The organism is Rhodococcus sp. P4_F5 (assembly GCF_056401315.1).
Map to the genome: position 1 here is coordinate 72,399 of NZ_JBFUJP010000012.1, position 15,746 is coordinate 88,144.

The window sequence follows — 15,746 nt, forward strand, 5'->3', positions numbered from 1 at the left end:
CACGGATCAGTCGACGCGTCCGTCCGGTGGCGGCGTCCGGCCGGCCCGTCACGGCCCGGGCAGCACCGCGACCCCCGCTCCGTCGAGTTGGGTCCGGTCGGCGGGCCGACCCGCCATCGCGAGCAGCAACTGCTGCATCGGACCCTGCACCAGCGCGCCCTTGCCCGCCGACCACTCGACATCGGTGGCGACCATCCGCACGCCAGAGACCTTGTGCCGCACGCCCATCGACGAGGCAAGCGGCCGGACCAGTCCCGCCGCGCAGGCCGCGGCGACCGGAGGCATGGCGTGCGCCCTCCCGAGCGGGAGGGCGATGTCCTGGGTGTGCAGCAGGATCTCGATCAACGCGAACCGGATCGGGGTACCCGGCGGGTGGCCACGCGAGCCGTCGAGGCGGTCGAAGTCGGCAACGATCTCGGCCGTGGGACGGTCGGAGACCAGTTTGCCCTGCGCGTAGATGGTCTTGCTGTAGCTGCCGTGCGCGCGGATCAGCAGGGGAACCGCGTCACGAAAATCGCGAAGCCGGGTCTGGGGATGGGCGATCACGTGGCCGGCGACGTCCTTGACGGTCCACCCCGCGCAGAGCGAATCCGTTGCCCACTCGTCGTCGGACAGGTCGGCCAGCACGGCGGCGAGAGCCCGGCGTTCGGCGTGGACGTATGACCAGATTTCGTCTCGGGTCAGCTTCATCACGGCCCCTCCAGCGCCAGGACTTCCCGAGACGAATTCTCCCACCGCAGCGCGCCGCCCCTACACCCCCGGCGCCAGGGCCGCCGCCGTCATCCGGCGCAGCACCGCGCGGGTCCGGGTGGGTGCCGACGGGTTGACGCTGTGCGGGGTGGAGTTGATCAGCCCGAAGGTCGCGTGGGCCTTGATCCGGGCGTCGGCCTCGTCGAGTCCGGGATCGACCTGCCGCAGGACCCCTACCCACATCTCGACGTACCGCCGCTGGAACTGGCGCACCTGCCGCCGTGCGGCGTCGGGCAGGGACTCGAGGTCGCGGTCCTGCACGCGGATCAGATCCGGCTCGCCGATCGCGAAGTCGAGGTGGAACTCGACCAGGTCGGCGAGGGCCTGCTCCGGGGTGTCGGCGGCCGTGGCCACCTCGGTGCCGCCGTCGAAGAGGCGGCGGCTGATGTCGACCAGCAGCTCGACCAGCAGCGACTCCTTGTTGGGGAAGTGCCGGTACACCGCCGGGCCGCTGATGCCAACGGCGGCGCCGAGGTCCTCGAGTCGGACGCCCGCATATCCGCGCTCGGCGATCAGGCGGGCCGCGGCCTGCAGCAGCTGACGCCGACGGTCGGCCTTGAGTTGGCTGCGCCGGGTCGGGGCCGGCCCCGTGGCCTGTGTGGGTGCCATCCGATCGCTCCTTCTGACATTGGATCTGGACATCTCAGTTAATCAAAGTTATCTTAGATTGAGTTAGTTGGAGTTAACCGAACTTGGAGCGGACGCTTCCAGCGGTTGACGGACCTCGGAGTGGACGGGTGGTGGCATGACGGTCGACGGGGATCGGAACAGGGCCGAGCATCAGCGGCTGGTCGACGAGTTGCGTACGCGGCTCGGCGTCGCCGCGCTCGGCGGCAGTCAGGCGTCCAGGGAGCGGCACGTGAGCCGGGGCAAGTTGCTCCCGCGTGAGCGCGTCGACACGCTGCTGGATCCGGGCAGCGCATTCCTCGAGTTCTCGCCGCTCGCCGCGAACGGCATGTACGACGACCAGTCCCCGGGCGCCGGGATGATCGCCGGGATCGGCCGGGTCTCGGGTCGCGAGTGCGTCATCGTCGCCAACGACGCCACCGTCAAGGGCGGCACCTACTACCCGATGACGGTCAAGAAGCACCTGCGTGCGCAGGAGATCGCGCTGCAGAACAACCTGCCCTGCATCTACCTGGTCGACTCGGGCGGCGCCTTCCTGCCCCGGCAGGACGAGGTGTTCCCCGACCGCGAGCACTTCGGCCGCATCTTCTACAACCAGGCCAACCTCAGCGCCAAGGGCATCGCCCAGATCGCAGCGGTGATGGGCTCGTGCACCGCGGGTGGCGCCTACGTCCCGGCGATGAGCGACGAGGCCGTGATCGTCCGCAACCAGGGCACCATCTTCCTCGGCGGCCCGCCGCTGGTGAAGGCCGCGACCGGCGAGATCGTCACCGCGGAGGAGCTCGGCGGCGGCGACCTGCACTCCAAGGTCTCCGGCGTCACCGACCACCTCGCCGAGGACGACCAGGACGCGCTGCGCATCGTCCGGCGGATCGTCGCCACCCTCGGCCCCCGCACCGACCGGCCCTGGGACGTGATCCCGGTTGTCGACGCGGTCGCACCGCAGACCGAGCTCTACGACGTGGTGCCCACTGACCCGCGCACCCCGTACGACGTGCACGAGGTGATCACCCGGCTCGTCGACGGTGGAGAGTTCCAGGAGTTCAAGGCCGAGTACGGCAAGACCCTGGTCACCGGCTTCGCCCACATCCACGGCCACCCGGTCGGCATCGTCGCCAACAACGGCGTCCTGTTCGCCGAGTCCGCGATGAAGGGCGCGCACTTCATCGAGCTGTGCGACAAGCGCAGCGTCCCGCTGCTGTTCCTGCAGAACATCGCCGGGTTCATGGTCGGTCGGGACTACGAGGCCGGCGGCATCGCCAAGCACGGTGCGAAGATGGTCACCGCGGTCGCCTGCGCCCGGGTCCCCAAGCTCACCGTGGTGATCGGCGGGTCCTACGGCGCCGGCAACTACTCGATGTGCGGACGCGCCTACTCGCCGCGGTTCCTGTGGATGTGGCCGAACGCGCGGATCTCGGTGATGGGCGGCGAGCAGGCCGCCTCGGTGCTCGGCTCCGTCGGCTCGGGCAACGATCCGGACGAGATCCGTGCCCAGTACGAGGCGCAGGGCAACCCCTACTACTCGACCGCCCGGCTGTGGGACGATGGAGTCATCGATCCCGCCGACACCAGAACTGTTCTCGGACTGGCGCTTTCGGTGTGTGCGCAGGCACCGCTCGAGCCGGTTTCCTACGGCGTCTTCAGGATGTGACCGACATGACCGAATTTCACACCGTCCTGGTGGCCAATCGCGGCGAGATCGCGGTGCGTGTCATCCGAACCCTGCGCGAGATGGGGATCCGATCGGTCGCCGTCTACAGCGAGGCCGACGCCGACGCGCGCCACGTCCGTGAGGCGGACACCGCGGTCCTGCTCGGTCCCGCGGCCGCCCGGGAGAGCTATCTCGACATCGACAAGGTGGTCGCGGCCGCGGTCCGCACCGGGGCGCAGGCCGTGCACCCGGGATACGGATTCCTCTCCGAGAACTCGGCCTTCGCGGCCGCGCTCGAGGCGGCGGGCATCGCCTTCCTCGGACCGTCGGCGCGTGCCATCGAGGTGATGGGCGACAAGATCACCGCAAAGAACGCGGTGGCGGCATTCGACGTCCCGGTGGTCCCCGGCATCGCCCGGCCCGGGCTGACCGACGCGGACCTGATCGCGGCAGCCGACGACATCGGCTACCCGGTTCTGGTCAAGCCCTCGGCCGGCGGTGGCGGCAAGGGCATGCGCCTGGTCACCGAGCCCGGCGCCCTGGCGGAGGCGCTCGCCAGCGCCCGCCGCGAGGCCGCCTCGGCCTTCGGCGACGACACGCTCTTCCTCGAACGATTCGTGTTGCGTCCCAGGCACATCGAGGTCCAGGTCATTGCGGACACACACGGCAACGTGGTGCACCTCGGCGAGCGCGAGTGCAGCCTGCAGCGCCGGCACCAGAAGGTGATCGAGGAGGCGCCCTCGCCCCTGCTCGACGAGGCGACGCGGGCGCGGATCGGCGAGGCCGCCTGCAACACCGCGCGCAGCGTCGACTACACCGGCGCCGGCACGGTGGAGTTCATCGTCTCCGCGGACAGCCCCGACGAGTTCTTCTTCATGGAGATGAACACCCGGCTGCAGGTCGAGCACCCGGTCACCGAGATGGTGACCGGACTGGACCTGGTCGAGTGGCAGGTCCGGGTGGCTGCGGGCGAGAAGCTCGGCTTCGGGCAGGGCGACGTGACCATGACCGGGCACGCCATCGAGGCCCGGGTGTACGCCGAGGACCCGTCGCGGGGGTTCCTGCCCACCGGCGGGCTGGTGGTCGACGTGGTCGAGCCGACCGGGCGCGGGGTGCGCGTCGACTCCGGGCTGCGGGCGGGCACCGAGGTCGGCAGCGACTACGACCCGATGCTCGCCAAGGTGATCGTGCACGGCGCCGACCGGGCCGCCGCGCTGCGGGGCCTCGACCGGGCGCTGGGGGAGACTGCGGTGCTCGGCGTGGTGACCAACATCGAGTTCGCCCGCTTCCTGCTCGCCGACCCCGACGTGGTCGCCGGCCGGCTGGACACCGGCCTGCTCGACCGCCGGGTCGAGGACTTCGTCGCGGCCCAGGCATCGGACGAGGAGTTCATCGCCGCCGGCACCTACCGATGGCTCGGCGGCTGGCCGGCGCGGGCCGAGATCGCCGACCCCTGGGCGCTGCCCTCGGGCTGGCGGGTCGGGGAGTCGGTTCCCACCAGTATCCGGCTGGTCGGCCCCGCCCGCACCGATCACGTCCGGATCGCCGGACACCCCGGCGCCGCGACGGTGGCGCTCGAGGACGGCGAAAGCCGCAGCCTCACCGCGACACTCGACGGGCCGCTGCTGTCCCTCGTGCTCGACGGACTGCGGACGACCTACCGCGTCGCCGAGCACGACGGCCACATCTGRCTGGCCGGTCCCCGCGGCACCACGGTGCTCCGGCAGGCGGCGGAGGTGAACGTGCGCACCGGTGACGTGCACGCCGGCGAGGCCGAGATCACCAGTCCCATGCCGGGATCCGTCATCGCGGTCGGTGCCGAGTCCGGCGCCGCCGTGGCCGCGGGCGACGTGCTGGTGGTGGTGGAGGCCATGAAGATGGAGCACGCGATGCGTTCGCCGGTCGACGGAACCGTCGAACTGCTCGTCGCCGCGGGCGACCAGGTCAAGGTGGACCAGGTGCTGGTCCGGGTGGTCCCGCACGCCACCGACACGAACGACAACAACGACATCGAAACGAAGGGCGCCGCGTCATGACCGACTACCTCTCCAGCGGACAGCTTCCCGACGAGTACCAGCAGCTGGCGAAGACCGTCCGGGACTTCGCGCAGACCGTCGTCGCACCCGTCGCCGCCGAGCACGACGCCAACCACACCTTCCCGTACAAGGTGATCGACGGGATGGCCGACATGGGCCTGTTCGGCCTGCCGTTCCCGGAGGAGTACGGCGGCATGGGCGGTGACTACTTCGCACTGTGCCTCGCGCTCGAGGAACTGGGCAAGGTTGACCAGTCGGTCGCCATCACACTCGAGGCCGGCGTCTCGCTCGGCGCGATGCCGGTGTACCGCTTCGGCAACGAGGCGCAGAAGGCGGAGTGGCTGCCGCAGCTCACCAGCGGTAAGTCGCTCGCCGCCTTCGGCCTCACCGAACCCGGTGCGGGCAGCGACGCCGGCGGCACCAAGACCACCGCCAAGCTGGACGGCACCGACTGGATCGTCAACGGCAACAAGCAGTTCATCACCAACTCCGGCACCGACATCACCAGGCTGGTCACGGTCACCGCGGTCACCGGGGTCAGGGAGAACGGCACGAAGGAGATCTCCACCATCCTGGTGCCGACCTCCACGCCCGGCTTCACCGCCGAGCCGGCCTACAACAAGGTCGGCTGGAACGCCTCGGACACCCATCCGCTGACCTTCCAGGACGTCCGCGTCCCCCAGGAGAACCTGCTCGGCGAGCGCGGCCGCGGCTACGCGAACTTCCTGCGGATCCTCGACGAGGGCCGGATCGCCATCGCCGCGCTCAGCGTCGGCGCCGCGCAGGGCTGCGTGGACGAGTCCGTCAAGTACGCCAAGGAGCGGGAGGCGTTCGGCAGGCCGATCGGCGCCAACCAGGCCATCGCCTTCAAGATCGCCCGGATGGAGGTGCGCGCCCATGTCGCCCGCACCGCGTACTACGACGCGGCCGCACTGATGTTGGCGGGCAAGCCCTTCAAGAAGCAGGCCTCCATCGCCAAGCTGGTGGCCAGCGAGGCCGCGATGGACAACGCACGCGACGCCACCCAGATCTTCGGCGGCTACGGCTTCATGAACGAGTACCCGGTTGCGCGGCACTACCGGGACAGCAAGATCCTCGAGATCGGCGAGGGCACCACCGAGGTGCAGCTGATGCTGATCGCGCGGGAGGCGGGGCTGTGACCGGGGCGACGGGGGAGGCCGGCTCGGCACCCACGAAGAGAATTGTCCAGCGCGGACTCTGGTTCGAGGAGTTCGAGACCGGTGTCGTCTACGAGCACCAGCCGGGCCGCACCGTCACCGAGGCCGACAACGTCCTGTTCACCACGCTGACGATGAACACCCAGGCGCTGCACCTGGACGCCGCGTTCAGCGACGCGCTGCCGCCGTTCAACCAGCGGCTGGTGAACTCGATGTTCACGCTCTCCACGCYGGTCGGGCTGTCGGTCGCACAGCTGACCCAGGGCACCATCGTCGGCAACCTCGGGTTCTCCGAGATCGCGTTCCCCAAGCCGCTCTTCCACGGCGACACCATGTACGCGGAGACGGTGATCGTCGACAAGCGCGAGTCGAAGAGCCGGCCGGGCGAGGGCATCGTCACCCTCGCCCACACCGCGCGCAACCAGCACGGCGACATCGTCGCGACCGCGGTCCGAAAGACCATGGTGCGCAAGCGGCCCACGGGGGAGGGGCGATGACGCAGACGGCATCTTCCGGTCGCTCCGACGGACCCGCTCCGTGGACCCCGCCCGGCTCGGCGTGGCTGTTCTGCCCGGCCGACCGGCCCGAGCGGTATGCGAAGGCGGCGGCCGCGGCGGATGTGGTGATCCTCGACCTCGAGGACGGCGTCGGGCCCGACGACAAGGCGGCCGCCCGGCGGGCGCTGATCGAGAATCCGCTGGACCCGGAGCGCACGGTGGTCCGCGTCAACGCGGCGGGCACGCCGGACCAGGCGCTGGATCTGGCGGCGCTGTCGCAGACCCGCTACCCGCGGGTGATGCTGCCCAAGTGCGAGTCCGCCGAGCAGGTCCGCTCGCTGGCACCCCGCGAGGTGGTGGTGCTGGTGGAGTCGCCACTCGGCGCGCTGGTGGTCGCGGAGGCCGCGCAGGTCGCCAACGCGGTCGGGGTGATGTGGGGCGCCGAGGACCTGGTGGCCGCCCTCGGCGGCAACTCGAGCAGGTGGGCGGACGGCAGTTACCGGGACGTGGCACGGCACGTGCGCTCGGCCTCGCTGCTGGCGGCCAAGGCGCACGGGCGATTCGCTCTGGACTCGGTGTACCTGGACCTCGAGGACCTCGACGGCCTGCGCGAAGAGACCCTGGACGCGGTCGCGGTCGGGTTCGACGCGAAGGTGGCGATCCATCCGCGGCAGGTCGAGGTGATCCGCGATGCCTACGCGCCGACCGCGGACGAGACCGGCTGGGCCCAGAGGGTTCTCGCGGAGTCCGTGCACCAGCGCGGGGTGTTCGCCTTCGAGGGTCGGATGGTCGATGCACCGCTGCTTCGACATGCCGAACGGATCGTGCGCCGGGCCGGCAACTGACGCTGTACTGAACCGGGATTCGCCGAGGGAGTGGAGATGGACGTGACACCGACCGAGCAGGGATCGCCGGCGCCGCAGTGGGTGCCGACGGCCGCGGACGTCGCCGATGCCAGGATCACCGACTTCACGCGGTGGGTGGAGCGGCGGCACGCGGTGACGCTGCCCGACTACGGGGCGCTGTGGGAGTGGTCCGTCGACGACCTCGACGGCTTCTGGCGCGCCGTCTGGGACTATTTCGACGTGCAGTCGCAGACGCCGGTGGGCGCCGCGCTGGCCGAGGAGAAGATGCCCGGCGCGGTGTGGTTCCCCGGCACCCGGCTCAACTACGTCGACCAGGTGCTGCGGCACGAGCGGCCGGACCGGCCCGCGCTGGTCTACTCGGCGGAGCAGGCCGGGTCGGACGTCGAGGTGTCCTGGGCAGAGCTGCGTCGACAGGTCGGGGCGCTCGCCGCGACGCTGCGCGGCCACGGCGTCGGCCCCGGCGACCGCGTGGTCGGCTACCTGCCGAACGTGCCGGAGGCGGTGATCGCCTTCCTCGCGACCGCCAGCATCGGCGCGGTGTGGTCCGCCTGCGGGCAGGACTACTCGGCGCACGCGGCGCTCGACCGGCTCGGCCAGCTCGCCCCGGTCGTCCTGGTCACCGCCGACGGGTACAGCTTCGGCGGCAAGGTGCACCACCGCGGCGAGGCGGTGGAGCAGCTGCGCGAGGGTCTGCCGAGCCTGAACCTGACGGTGCAGCTGAGCCGGTTCGGCGCGGACTCCGGTCCCGGGGCGTCGGGGGCCGTGATGTCCTGGGCGGACGCCACCGCGGGCGACGCTCCGCTCGAGCCGGTCGCCGTCGACTTCGATCACCCGCTGTGGGTCGTCTTCTCCAGCGGCACAACGGGACTGCCGAAGGGCATCGTGCACGGTCACGGCGGGGTGCTGCTCGAACACCTCAAGTCGATCGCCCTGCAGAACGACGTCGGACCCGAGAGCACCCTCTTCTGGTACACCAGCCCGAGCTGGATGATGTGGAACTTCCAGGTGGCGGGGCTGCTGGTCGGGGCCACCGTGGTCTGTTACGACGGCAGCCCGTCCTACCCGGCGACCGACTCCCTCTTCGCCCTCGCCGCCCGGCACCGCGCCACGCTGCTCGGGACCAGCCCCGGCTACGTCCTGGCCGTCGCCAAGGCCGGACTGGTCCCGCGCCGCGACCACGACCTCGCGGCGCTGCGGGCGGTGGGCATCACCGGGTCGACGCTGCYGGCGTCGTCCTCGCTGTGGCTCTCGGAGAACGTCGGGGCCGCGGTGCCGGTGTACTCGATCAGCGGCGGCACCGACGTGGTGTCCGCCTTCGTCGGCGGGGTGCCGACGGTCCCGGTGTGGCCGGGCGAGCTGTCCGCGCGTTATCTCGGGGTGGCGCTGGACGCCTTCGACGAGACCGGGCGCCCGGTCCGGGGGCAGGTCGGCGAGCTGGTGGTGACCCGGCCGATGCCGTCGATGCCGGTGCGGTTCTGGAACGACCCCGGCGACGCGCGCTACCGCGATTCCTACTTCGACACCTTTCCCGGAGTGTGGCGCCACGGCGACTGGATCACCGTCACCGATCGYGGCAGCGTGGTGGTGCACGGCCGGTCGGACTCGACCCTCAACCGGAACGGGATCCGGATGGGCAGCGCGGACATCTACCAGGCTGTCGAGGGGCTGCCGGAGATCGCCGAGGCGTTGGTGATCGGCGCCGAGCAACCGGACGGCGGGTACTGGATGCCGCTGTTCGTGGTGCTGGCCGAGGGTGCGGTGCTCGACGACGCGCTGCGGGAGCGGATTCGGTCCGCGATCCGGGAGCAGGCCTCGCCCCGGCACGTGCCGGACCAGATCGTCGAGGCGCCGGGCATTCCGCACACCCGGACCGGCAAGAAGCTCGAGGTCCCGATCAAGCGGATCTTCCAGGGCGCCGACGCAAATCGGATCCTCGATCGGACCGCGATCGACGCGCCGGAGCTCATCGACTGGTACCTGGCTCAACGGCGTTGACCAGGGCAGATGAGATATTGCGTCTCGGCATGTAACTGAATTTTTGTGAAGTCGGCCACAATTTGCCTCGCGTTCCAATACGCTGCTGCCAAGTCGGGCGACAGGGTGGCTCCGAGACCGGGGGCGAGCGGGTAACCGCAGCTCAACGGGAGCGGATCTGTGCATGGCGTCCGGGATGAAGCCGCCGACACGCAAAGGACGCGCCGTGAACTTGAAGAGAATCGCTCCCGCGATCGCCGCTCTCGCAACCGTGAGCCTGATTGCTGCGGGCTGTAGCAGCGACAGCGAGGCGAACTCCGGGGGAGGCGCCACCGCCGCCACCGGAGACCCGATCAAGGTCGGTCAGATCGTGCCCATCGAGGCGCCGGGCCTCGGCTCCGTCACCTACGCGGAGAGCACGGTCGCGTCGGTCAACGCGTTCAACGAGCGGGGCGGCGTGAACGGACGGCCGCTCGAACTGTTGCAGTGCGACTCCAAGGGCGATCCGAACACGGAGGTCGACTGCGCGAACAAGATGGTCTCCGAGGGGGCCGTCGCGACCCTCGCGGACTTCACGCCGGCCTCGGCCGAGGCGTCGTCGAAGATCCTGTTCGACGCCGGCATCGCCCGAGTCGGGTTGAACCCGGTGAACATGGCGGACTTCACCGCCACGAACGTCTACACCCCGTTCTCCGGCTCGCTGCTCAACCTGTACGGGATGATCGACATCCTGGTGGCGCAGGGGAAGACCAAGCTCAGCCTGATGCGCCCCGACCTCCCGGTCACCGCGCAGCTGGTCGGGCTGCTGACCCCCGCGGTACAGGCGAAGGGCGCCGAGATCGTCAACGACGTCGCGGTGGGCGCGGGCGCGACCGACTACACCCAGTTCATCGCCGCGGCCGAGCGCAACGGCGCGCAGGGCGTGATCATGGCGCTCGGCGCCACTGACGCCAACCCGATCGCGCAGGCGTTCGAGCAGCTCGGGTCGAAGCTGACCTTCGCGCTGGGGACGGCAGGCTTCACCCAGGCCGACCTGCAGGACCTCGGCACCTTCGCCACCTCCTCGACGTACACCAGCCCGACTCCCGCGCCCTCGTCCAGCACCGAGGACTTCCCCGGACTCAAGGACTTCCTCGCAGACATGGACAAGTCCGGCAAGGAGGAACTCGAGCTGCAGAACCTCACCGGCGACGCGGTGAACCCGTGGCTGTCGGTGCGCGCGTTCGGCGAGGTCGCCAAGGGCCTCGACGAGATCAACGCGAAGACGGTCTGGGGCGGATTCGAGAACGCCAAGAACCTCGACATGGCCGGACTGATCCCGGCCTGGACGCCGGGTGCGGTCGAGCCCTTCGGGATCTTCCAGCGGGTCTCGAACTCGATGATGTACAAGATGACGTTCGACGGTGACGTGCTGGTCACCGACCCGACGCAGTACGACCTGCGTACCCCCACCGCCTAGTCCACGCCCCCACCCTGGAGATTGACGAATGACTGAGTTCTTGCAGTTCGCGATTCTCGGCCTGGGAGCTGGCTCTGCCTACGCGCTCCTGGCGCAGGGCATCGTGCTGGTCTACCGCGGATCCGGGGTGGTGAACTTCGCCCAGGGCGCGATCGCCATGGTGGGGGCCTACATATGCCTGGAAACCCTCCGGCACGACCAACACTGGGGGCTGCTGCCGGCCTTCCTGGTGGCGGTCGTGGTGGCCGGACTGATCGGCCTGGCATTTCAGCTGCTGGTGTTGCGGTGGCTCGCCAACGCCGCGCCGATCGTCCGGCTGGCCGCCACCCTCGGCCTGATGGTGATCCTGCAGGCGGGGGTGCAGCAGTACTACGGCAGTACGTCGATCCGGGTGAAGACCTTCCTGCCCGACGAGGCGTATCGCTGGGGAGGCGTTGTGGTGCAGCAGGATCGGATGATCCTGCTGGGTATCGCGATCCTGTCGACGGCTGCGCTGTGGGCGTGGACCAACTTCACTCGGGTGGGCCTGGCCATCACCGCATCCGCCGAGAACGAGCGAGCTGCCGCCGCGCTCGGCTGGTCGCCGCAGCGGCTGGCCACACTGACCTGGACCGTCGGCGGCGCCCTTGCCGGTGCCGCCGGCATCCTGGTGGCGCCCCTGACCGGGCTCACCCCGTCGGCCTTCGTGGTGATCGTGACGGTCTCGGCGCTGGCCGCGGCGCTGCTCGGCGGCTTCCGTTCCTTCCCCCTGACCCTGATCGGCGGCCTGCTGCTCGGCGTGGGTGAGAGCCTGGTCGTCCTGTACCAGGACGACCTTCGGGATCTGCTCGGGATGGAAACGCTCACCGGCGTCAACCGGGCGGTGCCGTTCTTGGTGATCCTGGTGGTGCTGGTGGTGCGGGGGAAGGGGCTGCCGTTGCGCAGCCATGTCTCAGAGCGGCTGCCCAAGCTCGGTTCCGGCGAGATCCGCTGGCCGCTCGTCGTCCTCGGGATCCTGGTGGCCGTGGGCATCATCCTGAGCGGCGGCGACTGGCTGCGGTCGTTGACCCTGACACTGGCCGCGGCGGTGTTCCTGCTCTCGATCGTGGTGCTGACAGGCTTCGCCGGCCAACTCTCGCTCGCCCAGTACACCGTCGGCGGCCTGGGCGCGCTGTTCGCCGCGCGACTCGTCGGCGAGGCCGGCTGGCCACTGGTGCCCGCGGCCCTGGTGAGCGTGGCGGCGGTGATCGCGATCGGTGTGGTGTTCGCGCTGCCGGCGTTGCGGACGCGGGGTGTGAACCTGGCGGTGGTCACCCTCGGACTCGGGTTCACCATCCAAGAGATGGTGTTCAACAATCCGACCTTCACCGGCGACAAGCTCGAGGGCTCGGTGAAGATCCATCAGCTGAGCCTGTTCGGACTCGATGTGACGCCCAGCGTCCATCCTGAGCGGTGGGCGACGGTGTGCCTCGTGGCGTTGGTCGTCTGCGGTCTGATTGTCGCGAACCTGCGGCGCTCGCGCACCGGGCGACGGCTCATCGCCGTGCGCACCAACGAGCGGGCCGCGGCCTCCCTCGGCATCAGCGTGTTCGGGGTCAAGATCTACGCCTTCGCGCTCGCGTCCGGCCTGGCCGCAGTGGCCGGCATCCTCCTGGGCCTGCGCAACACTGCCGTCACCTACCTAGAGTTCAACGTGTTCGCGTCGATCAACGCCGTGGTCCAGGCGGTGACCGGCGGCCTCGGGTTTGTCACGGGTAGCCTCATCGGCTCGCTGATGGCGCCCGGCGCCCTCTTCAGCCGGCTGCTGTCCGGCTTGGCCATCGCCGCGCTGCTCGGCGGCGTGATCCTCATCGTCACCCTGCTCACCAACCAGAACGGCATCGCCGACATGATCTCCCGCGGGGTGCGGAAGAACCCCGCACTGGTTGCGGTACTCGCGCGCAAGAAGCGCCGTGGACATGAGCTGTCAGACGAGGCGCCCACCGGGTCGGTCACCCCGACGCCACTGACGGTGCGCGGCCTGACAGTCCGGTTCGGTGGTGTGACCGCCGTCGACGGCGTCGACCTCGACATCGCGCCCGGACAGGTGGTGGGCCTGATCGGGCCCAACGGCGCCGGCAAGACCACCGTCATCGACGCCATCACCGGATTCGTCAGCCCCGCGGCCGGCAAGCTCACGCTGGGGGACCAGGACATCACCGGCTGGTCCACCGCGCGGCGCTCCAAGGGCGGCCTGCGCCGGTCCTTCCAGTCGCTCGAGCTGTTCGAGGACGTCACGGTCGGCGAGAACATCCACGCCGGCGCCGACGAGTCCACCTGGCTCGCCCGGCTCACCGACCTCGTCAGCCCGGGCCGCCATCCCCTCTCACCGAGTGCATCGGCGGTGGTGCGGGACTTCGAGCTGGAGAACGACCTGGACGTGCTGCCGAGCGAGCTGTCGTACGGCCAGCGCCGGCTGGTGGGTATCGCCCGCGCCGTTGCCTCCGCTCCTTCCGTCATCCTGCTCGACGAGCCGGCGGCCGGACTGGACGACGCAGAGAGTCGAGAACTCGCGGTCGCCATTCGGCACCTGGCCGTGCAACGCGGGGCCGGGGTGCTCCTGATCGAACACGACATGGGTCTGGTGATGTCCACCTGTGACCGGATCGTGGTGCTCGCAGCCGGCCGGGTGCTCGCGGCCGGCACGCCCGAGGAGATCGCCGCCAGCCCGGCGGTTCGCGATGCCTACCTGGGCGCCGAGGACGAGGACGAGGACAAGGCTGCGGCTGAGACCGAGGCTGCGGCCGAGACCGAGGCTGCGGCCGAGACCGAGACTGCGGCCGAGACCGAGACTGCGGCCGAGACCGAGACCGCGGCCGAGACCGCGGCTGGGACCGAGAAGACAACGGGAGCAGTGCGATGACCATCACCAGCGAGAAGACGGTGGCGTCCGACGTCGTGCTCGAATGCCGCGGACTGAGCGCGGGTTACGCGGGGGCCGTGGTCTGCCGCGACCTCGACATCAAGGTGAGTTCGGGCGAGGTGGTGGCACTCATCGGCGCCAACGGCGCCGGCAAGTCCACCACCATGCTCACCGTGGCCGGCGAACTGGCCCCGATCGCGGGCGAGCTCTCGGTGCTCGGCTCCGCGAAGCGTTCCTCGCTGTCGGCGCTGGCGCGCCGCGGCATGAGCTACGTGACCGAGGAACGGTCCGTGATCATGGGCCTGACGACGGCGGAGAATCTCCGCCTGGCCGGGGTCACCGCCGACGCCGCCTGCGAGATCTTCCCCGAGCTGCGCGCACTGCTCAAGCGCCCCGCCGGCCTGCTGTCGGGTGGCGAACAGCAGATGTTGACGCTGGCCAGGGCGCTGGCACGGGAGCCGCGCCTGCTGTTGGCCGACGAACTGTCGCTGGGACTCGCGCCGCAGATCGTGCAGCGACTGCTCGCCGTGGTCCGGGAGGCAGCGGACCGCCGCAACCTCGGTGTGCTCCTCGTCGAGCAGCACGTGCGGCAGGTACTCGCGGTCGCGGACCGGGTGTACGTGATGCGCCGMGGGCAGGTGATGCTCTCGGGCACCGCGGCGGAGATCGGCGCCGATCTCGACGCGGTGCAGCGGGCGTACCTGGCACCGGCGTCGGGCCCGATCGAGGGCGGATAGCCGCTGGAGCGGCACCCTCTTGTACCGTTGGGCGATCGTCGGGCCTGGTCAGGCCGCGTCAACTCGGGTGCAACAAAGGGGGCTCAGTGGTAGCGGGATCGAAGTCGTCCGTGGTTCGGGTGCCCAAGGCGGGTGAACTCGTCGCTGCCAGTCTGCGTCGCCGGATCATCACCGGAGAGCTCGAGGTGGGCGACCCGTTGCCCACCGAAGCCATCCTGATGGAGCAGTTCGGGGTGTCGCGGCCGACGTTACGCGAGGCCTTCCGGATTCTCGAGTCCGAGGCGATCATCACGGTCCTGCGCGGCGCCCACGGCGGCGCCCGGGTGCTCGCGCCCGACGCGTCCAGCGCGGCGCGGTACACCGGGCTGCTGCTGCAGTACCAGGGCACGCCGCTGGTCGACGTCTACCGGGCCCGGGCATCGCTCGAGGTGTCCGCGGTCGGGATGCTGGCCGCAGGGACCCAGGGCAACGAGTTGGAGACGTTCGCCGACCTGCTCGCGGCCGGGGAGGACCTGCTCGACGACGCGGAGGCCTTCGCGCGGCACGACGTCGACGTGCACCAGGCGCTGATCGACCTGGCCGGCAACCAGACGCTCGCGGTGCTCGGGGGCATGCTCGTGCATATCATCGACGCACACAATGCGCTGTTCATCGCCGCGCACGGGGGCGGCAACGAGCGGCCCGCCGCCCGCGCCGCGCATCGGGCCTACCTCAAGCTGCTCGGCCTGATCCGCGACGGGGACGCGACCGCGGCGCAGGAGTTCTGGCGTAAGCACCTCGACGCGATCGAGAAGTACATGATCGGCGACTCGGAGACCACGCTCGTCGAGGTGCTGTCCTAGGCCAGGTCACGGGATCGGGATCACCAGCGGCGGCAGCCCCGGAATCTCCACCCGGATCTCGGGCGGTGGCGGCGGGGCCGGTGGCGGCGGAGCTGCCGGCACCACGACGGGAGCCGGTGGCGGCGGCGGGGGTTCCGGCGGCGGCGGGGGCTCCGGTGGTGGCGGGGGCATCGGTGGCGGCGGGGGCATCGGTGGCGGCGGAGGCGGTGGCGCCGGTGGGCGCCGCTCGGCCAGCGCCGGCGCCGGCG

Annotated in this window: 13 protein-coding genes; 11 read left to right on the forward strand and 2 right to left on the reverse strand. The window is 70.4% G+C overall.

The window, feature by feature from the left end; translation table 11 throughout:
* Positions 1–48 precede the first annotated feature (48 nt).
* Both AC1DU4_RS08120 and AC1DU4_RS08125 read right to left on the reverse strand, forming a co-directional pair.
* Positions 49–690: a maleylpyruvate isomerase family mycothiol-dependent enzyme gene (locus tag AC1DU4_RS08120; RefSeq protein ID WP_477838724.1), complete on the reverse strand. Its 642-nt coding sequence runs from the start codon at positions 688–690 to the stop codon at positions 49–51.
* Positions 691–750: 60 nt separating this feature from the next.
* Positions 751–1,359, reverse strand: a complete 609-nt coding sequence (locus AC1DU4_RS08125; protein WP_477838725.1) for an SACE_7040 family transcriptional regulator — start codon at positions 1,357–1,359, stop codon at positions 751–753.
* A gap of 136 nt (positions 1,360–1,495) precedes the next feature.
* Here AC1DU4_RS08125 and AC1DU4_RS08130 point away from each other — a divergent pair, with 136 nt between their 5' ends.
* The 11 genes from AC1DU4_RS08130 to AC1DU4_RS08180 all read left to right on the forward strand — a co-directional run.
* A complete protein-coding gene (locus tag AC1DU4_RS08130) occupies positions 1,496–3,028 on the forward strand; it encodes a carboxyl transferase domain-containing protein (RefSeq protein ID WP_072842780.1) in 1,533 nt (510 codons plus the stop codon).
* Positions 3,029–3,033: 5 nt separating this feature from the next.
* On the forward strand, positions 3,034–5,064 hold the full coding sequence (locus AC1DU4_RS08135) for an acetyl/propionyl/methylcrotonyl-CoA carboxylase subunit alpha (RefSeq protein ID WP_477838727.1): 2,031 nt from the start codon (positions 3,034–3,036) through the stop codon (positions 5,062–5,064).
* Entirely contained in the window at positions 5,061–6,224 is a 1,164-nt protein-coding gene (locus AC1DU4_RS08140) for an acyl-CoA dehydrogenase family protein (protein ID WP_477838729.1), read from the forward strand. Before AC1DU4_RS08135 ends, AC1DU4_RS08140 begins: the two co-directional genes overlap by 4 nt.
* Positions 6,221–6,739 (forward strand): MaoC family dehydratase, encoded by a 519-nt coding sequence (locus AC1DU4_RS08145; RefSeq protein WP_477838731.1) that lies wholly within the window; start codon positions 6,221–6,223, stop codon positions 6,737–6,739. Before AC1DU4_RS08140 ends, AC1DU4_RS08145 begins: the two co-directional genes overlap by 4 nt.
* Positions 6,736–7,584: an HpcH/HpaI aldolase/citrate lyase family protein gene (locus AC1DU4_RS08150; RefSeq protein WP_477838733.1), complete on the forward strand. Its 849-nt coding sequence runs from the start codon at positions 6,736–6,738 to the stop codon at positions 7,582–7,584. Before AC1DU4_RS08145 ends, AC1DU4_RS08150 begins: the two co-directional genes overlap by 4 nt.
* Before the next feature lie 36 nt (positions 7,585–7,620).
* Entirely contained in the window at positions 7,621–9,600 is a 1,980-nt protein-coding gene (locus AC1DU4_RS08155; RefSeq protein WP_477838735.1) for an acetoacetate--CoA ligase, read from the forward strand.
* Positions 9,601–9,805: 205 nt separating this feature from the next.
* Positions 9,806–11,038: an ABC transporter substrate-binding protein gene (locus tag AC1DU4_RS08160; RefSeq protein ID WP_477838737.1), complete on the forward strand. Its 1,233-nt coding sequence runs from the start codon at positions 9,806–9,808 to the stop codon at positions 11,036–11,038.
* A gap of 28 nt (positions 11,039–11,066) precedes the next feature.
* On the forward strand, positions 11,067–13,919 hold the full coding sequence (locus tag AC1DU4_RS08165; protein ID WP_477838738.1) for an ABC transporter permease subunit: 2,853 nt from the start codon (positions 11,067–11,069) through the stop codon (positions 13,917–13,919).
* Complete coding sequence (locus tag AC1DU4_RS08170) at positions 13,916–14,656, forward strand: ABC transporter ATP-binding protein (protein ID WP_477838740.1); 741 nt, start codon at positions 13,916–13,918, stop codon at positions 14,654–14,656. The genes AC1DU4_RS08165 and AC1DU4_RS08170 overlap by 4 nt, the downstream gene beginning before the upstream one ends.
* Positions 14,657–14,742: 86 nt before the next feature.
* Positions 14,743–15,498 (forward strand): FadR/GntR family transcriptional regulator, encoded by a 756-nt coding sequence (locus AC1DU4_RS08175; RefSeq protein ID WP_477838742.1) that lies wholly within the window; start codon positions 14,743–14,745, stop codon positions 15,496–15,498.
* A gap of 65 nt (positions 15,499–15,563) precedes the next feature.
* The coding region (locus tag AC1DU4_RS08180; protein ID WP_477838744.1) for a hypothetical protein at positions 15,564–15,746 on the forward strand (183 nt) is incomplete at its 3' end.

Excerpts from the sequence above, each read along its gene's own strand:
- AC1DU4_RS08120 (WP_477838724.1), bottom strand. The coding sequence starts at position 690 with ATGAAGCTGACCCGAGACGAAATCTGGTCATACGTCCACGCCGAACGC.
- AC1DU4_RS08125 (WP_477838725.1), bottom strand. The coding sequence starts at position 1,359 with ATGGCACCCACACAGGCCACGGGGCCGGCCCCGACCCGGCGCAGCCAA.
- AC1DU4_RS08130 (WP_072842780.1), top strand. The coding sequence starts at position 1,496 with ATGACGGTCGACGGGGATCGGAACAGGGCCGAGCATCAGCGGCTGGTC.
- AC1DU4_RS08140 (WP_477838729.1), top strand. The coding sequence starts at position 5,061 with ATGACCGACTACCTCTCCAGCGGACAGCTTCCCGACGAGTACCAGCAG.
- AC1DU4_RS08150 (WP_477838733.1), top strand. The coding sequence starts at position 6,736 with ATGACGCAGACGGCATCTTCCGGTCGCTCCGACGGACCCGCTCCGTGG.
- AC1DU4_RS08165 (WP_477838738.1), top strand. The coding sequence starts at position 11,067 with ATGACTGAGTTCTTGCAGTTCGCGATTCTCGGCCTGGGAGCTGGCTCT.